We start from the raw sequence: 4,564 nt of genomic DNA, 5'->3' as shown, positions 1-4,564 counted from the left end.
AGTAAAAGGAGTCAACCGCGGTAATGCGTGTCGTAGATCTAGCCTTCGACCCGGTAGTGCGATTTGGAACAACTCTTGCCACCGGAATCGGCCCCCGGACCAAAGGCTCCCTCCCCAAAGTTGGGCTTGCCACCCGTCTGCGCGTAGAGCTCCTTGTCGGTGATCGCGGGGCCGATGGTCAGGTAGAGCACGCCGTCCATCCCCAAGTCCGGGTAACGCTCGAGCAGGAGACGAACCAGTTCTTTGGGCGGAAGCTCGAAGTTGAAGATTTCCTGGTAATAGTTCAAGTACTCAATGGCTGAGTTGAACACCTCGCCGGGATTCATGGTCACCAGGCCATGTCCAGGGACCAATCTCTCGATGTCGTGTTCGTCCGTGACCTTTTTGATGGAGTCGATCCAGAGATCCGGGCGGTTGAGTCCGGCGGTGACGTAGTAGTGGCCGCCGTTGTAGATCTGGTCGCCGGAGATGTAGGTCTTCAATTCCGGCACGTAGTAGCCGGTTGCATGGAGCGTCTCTGCCCCGAAGAGATCGACCAGTTCGATCTTGTGGCCGTCGAAGTCGAACGCATCGCCTTCGAGATCGTTGACGGGATACAGGCTGTCGGGCATACCCGGGAAGTAGCCGTACCAGCGATAACGTCGCGGGGCGAAATCATACAGGAGATCTTCCTTGACGCGCGGGCGGGCGAAGACCTTCGCTTCGGGGAAATGCTTGAGAACCTCGACGGCCCCCCAGCAGTGATCGGGGTGCCAGTGAGACAGGAGAATGGTCGTCAAGGGCTTTCCGATCTCTTTGATGCGGTCGGCAATGGCCTTCCCGTCGACCGACAGGAGCTGGGAGTCGATGAGCAGACAGCTCTTGTCCGACTCCAGTATCGTCGAGTTGGAGAAGACCGGATTCTGTCCGTAGTAGGCTTCAAGTGCAAGGTTAGCTGACATGATGTCCTCTTGGGGTAGTGGGAAAGTCCAATCGAATTAACAGTGTTACGAGTTATGAAATGTTTTGCTCTTTCTCATTTGTCTTCCAAACGCAGCCGGAGATACGGAGAGCAGCCAATCACGTGAGCCCCGTCGGCTCTAGCGCGCCGAAGCAACGTTAAACCTCGTTCGTCAACCTGAGTGACTTCCGACACATCTAGCTTCACCGACAGAGCGGCCCGATGCAGGAAGGACTCCAGTTCCTCGACTTCGGGACCGGCGACCTCACCACACAGGCGAATCACCTTGTCCGGATCATCGGGATCGTGCTCGATTAGCAACGTCATGTTGCCCCTTTATGCAAGCATGATGCCAAATCGTGACTGAAATTGCCTAATATTCATAACCAATTGACGCCCAACGACTTGCATCGCTCGGGAAGGGCAACGATAATCTCAGCGTCTTGACTGGGAGTGATATTTCGCTGCTGGGAAGGCGAAATCTCGCGCAAGTTGTGACATTTCACCCGAAGCTGATCGCCTGACATGCTAGAAGAAACGACACTCGGTCATCCCATCTCGACAACTGATCCGCTCAGTTTTGAGGATTTGTTGATCGAGATCTTTGGGTCGTTTGTCGGCCCGAAATCTGAGGTCATCGATTCGCTGGTTGTCGATGCGCTGCGCCGTGTCACTACGTCGCTCGATCTTGATCGAAGCGTCGTGGCCCAATTCGAGACCACGAAGAGACTGACCGTCACACACTCGTGGGCAAGGCCAGGTGTGGATCCGATTCCGCTCATGGATATCGGCGATAAGTGGCCATATGTCTACGACCAGATGTGCAACGATCTACCGATCATCGTTGAATCGCTCGACGATCTTCCCGCCTCGGCAGAGCTTGACCGCAGGAACTTCCGCAAACGTGGAACCAAGTCGTTGGCCCACTTTCCCATGAACGTGGACGGTGAACAGATCGGCTACCTTGGCTTCAGCACAGTCCGTGAGATCGAGTGGGACAACGAGCGGTTGGGTCATCTTCGCCTGATGGGCGAAGTCATGGCGAATCTATTGTCGGGTCTCCGGAAAGAAGCTCGCTTGCGTGGGGCATTCAAGAAGATTCGTGAACTGAAGCAACGATTGGAGGCGGAAAACAGCGTTCTCCGAAAGACCGTCTCCGAGGGTGATGGCTCGCATTCATGGGAATTCGTCGGCGGGAGTCCGGCAATGCTGCAGGTGCTGCGCAAAATCGAGCAGGTCGCGCCGACCGATAGTTCTGTGTTGATCACGGGGGAAACTGGGGCGGGGAAGGAGTTGGTTGCTCACGCGATTCATGCGAAGAGCCATAGAGCGGACAGAAGCTTCATTAAAGTCAACTGTGCCGCCCTGCCGTCACAGCTGATCGAAAGCGAATTGTTTGGGCACGTGAAAGGTGCCTTCACCGGTGCGATTGCCAATCAAATGGGACGCTTTGAGGTGGCCGATGGGGGAACGATCTTTTTAGATGAGGTCGGAGAACTGCCGTTGGAGCTACAGCCAAAGCTGTTGCGTGTTCTGCAATCGGGCGAATTCAATCCAGTTGGCTCCTCGGAATCGCGACGCTGCGATGTCCGCGTGGTGGCGGCGACTAATCGTGACTTGCAATCTGAGATTGGGCAGCAACGATTCCGCGACGACCTTTTTTACAGGATCAGTGTTTTTCCAATCCACGTGCCGCCGCTGCGCGATCGCCGGGAGGACATTCCACTCTTGACCGCTTTCTTTTTGCAGAGACTCCGTGGGCGGATTGGGAAACGGATCGATCAGATTGCCCCGGAGACCGTCGACCAGTTGGCTGCGTATGCCTGGCCGGGGAACGTGCGGGAACTGACGAATGTTCTCGAGCGGGCAATGATTACGTCGTCGGGTTCCACCTTAAAACTGGATGGTCATTCGACATTGCTTCCAGCATCACCAATCGCTCTGAAAGACGCAGGGGAGGATGCATCCATTGGACGCACGCTGGAAGAAGTCGAGCGCGACTACATTCAGTCTGTGTGCGACACGTGTGGCTGGCGAATTCGGGGTACCGGTGGAGCGGCTGAGGTTCTCGGATTGCATCCCAGCACTCTCAGGTCGCGCATGAAAAAGCTGGGCATCCGCCGCCCGGGCGGCTGACGGCGGCGCGGGGCCGCAACTTACCACCTCTGCGGGAGAACCATGTAGAACAGTTCTGCGTTGGAAGCTGCCGTTGGAGTGGAAGTGTTCTTCAAGAAGCTGCCGTCGAGAGTTACGTTCGTGTCCGGAACATCGCCATCGCCCAGGGGATCCCTGAGGGATGGCGAGGTCCATCACTGAGTCGTCGCCGGAATCAGAATCTGGTGTTGGCCCGAACTCCAAGTACCACTGCGGTGTCTTGACTTTGAACGGCCGGTTCGACCGCCTGGAGATCGACAGTCATGTTGAACCATGGTGTGACCTGCGCGTTGTAGTAAACTTCACCGCCCTGAAGATCATCGACTGGCGTGGTAGTAAGGGCATATGCGTTTTTGAAATCGTCGTTCAGAGCACTGTAGAAGTACCCGATTCCCATTCGGTCGTTCGGGCGGCTGTCCAGCAGGCCAAATTGCTCTGCCGTAACGGCGAACGTGACCTTGTACGGGCTATTCTCCTGATCTGAGAACCCGACGTGGCCATACAGCTTTCCGTATCGCTTTGCATTACAAGGATCGGCCCAGAGTCGCTGCTCCGCCATGTAGGAAGCCATCCAAGTGCCGGAATTGGTCGTCGGAACGACACCACCCTCCGGAATGATTTCCCATCCACTCGTGTCGAAAGACGTGAAGTCGCCGGTGGCGTAAGCTCCGACCAGCCTATGATTACCGGGGAGGTCCCTGAAATCGGTAAAGATGGCGGTCGTGCCCATAAGTGACACGCCGTTCGGAAAATCCAGCCCGGCCGTCGTCGGAGAGTTCTGACTCTCGATAACCACAAAAGCGGTTTCCAGAGCTCGTTCGCCCATTTTTGCGATTCCGGCGACGTTGGAAATTTTTGGCAGACTCGGAATTATGTTCATTGGAACCATGAGTGAGGCCTGCATGAATCCGTCAATCCCCCGGCCGTAGTCGGGATATAATTTCGTCCAGAAATCGAGGGCGTTAAACCTGCCGATTTGTCCGACCCAGTCACCGCGCAGTTTGTGCGTGTAGAGCAGATTTGTGAGCCCGAATGATGCTTCCGGCAACGGGGTCAGCAGGTTGAGGTTGACGGGAGCCATCCCTGCCGCGTCATCAATTGAATTCTGTCCGATTTGCCAATCCACAGCGTGTACTATCAGAGTTCCACCTTCCCAGAGGCCAAGCTTCTTTGTGTCTGCTATCATGAACAGATCCAATTTGCCCCCATTGCGGAATCTCTGCTCCTCCCCGCCGCTGGCCACTCCCTGATAGAAGTTCGTGTAGGCCGCAGAGGTCATAATACCGTGCTCGGCGAGGCAAGGCCGCATACCGGCCCAGTCTCCGAACAGTTGAGCGCGCGTCAGGCAAGTTTCGCGCTGGCCGCATCCCGACGAACATCCGCCGCAGGCGTCGCATCCGCCGACTGAGTCACATCCGCCGCACGCGTCGCATCCGCCACATGTGTCACATCCGCTGCCAGAGTCGCAAC

4 protein-coding genes are annotated in these 4,564 nt (G+C 56.2%); 1 reads left to right on the top strand and 3 read right to left on the bottom strand.

All coding sequences use genetic code 11. From position 1 onward, the window contains the following. Window positions 1–38: 38 nt before the first annotated feature. Window positions 39–941, bottom strand: coding sequence for an MBL fold metallo-hydrolase (locus HKN37_14230; GenBank protein NNE47808.1), 903 nt, complete (start codon window positions 939–941; stop codon window positions 39–41). A 74-nt stretch (window positions 942–1,015) separates the two neighbouring features. Next, window positions 1,016–1,267: a hypothetical protein gene (locus tag HKN37_14225; protein ID NNE47807.1), complete on the bottom strand. Its 252-nt coding sequence runs from the start codon at window positions 1,265–1,267 to the stop codon at window positions 1,016–1,018. A 453-nt stretch (window positions 1,268–1,720) separates the two neighbouring features. On the opposite strand from HKN37_14225, the gene HKN37_14220 reads away from it, so the two are divergent. After that, window positions 1,721–3,076, top strand: coding sequence for a sigma 54-interacting transcriptional regulator (locus HKN37_14220; GenBank protein NNE47806.1), 1,356 nt, complete (start codon window positions 1,721–1,723; stop codon window positions 3,074–3,076). A gap of 193 nt (window positions 3,077–3,269) precedes the next feature. Here HKN37_14220 and HKN37_14215 read toward each other — a convergent pair whose 3' ends face one another. Next, a complete protein-coding gene (locus tag HKN37_14215) occupies window positions 3,270–4,373 on the bottom strand; it encodes a hypothetical protein (GenBank protein ID NNE47805.1) in 1,104 nt (367 codons plus the stop codon). Window positions 4,374–4,564 lie beyond the last annotated feature (191 nt).

The organism is Rhodothermales bacterium, assembly GCA_013002345.1.
Lineage (GTDB): Bacteria > Bacteroidota > Rhodothermia > Rhodothermales > JABDKH01 > JABDKH01.
This window is presented reverse-complemented; position numbering and strand designations above follow the sequence as displayed.

Bases quoted from the DNA above. Each gene is read 5' to 3' on its own strand.
- HKN37_14215 (NNE47805.1), bottom strand. From the start codon at position 4,373: ATGACCTCTGCGGCCTACACGAACTTCTATCAGGGAGTGGCCAGCGGC.
- HKN37_14225 (NNE47807.1), bottom strand. From the start codon at position 1,267: ATGACGTTGCTAATCGAGCACGATCCCGATGATCCGGACAAGGTGATT.
- HKN37_14230 (NNE47808.1), bottom strand. From the start codon at position 941: ATGTCAGCTAACCTTGCACTTGAAGCCTACTACGGACAGAATCCGGTC.
- HKN37_14220 (NNE47806.1), top strand. From the start codon at position 1,721: ATGGATATCGGCGATAAGTGGCCATATGTCTACGACCAGATGTGCAAC.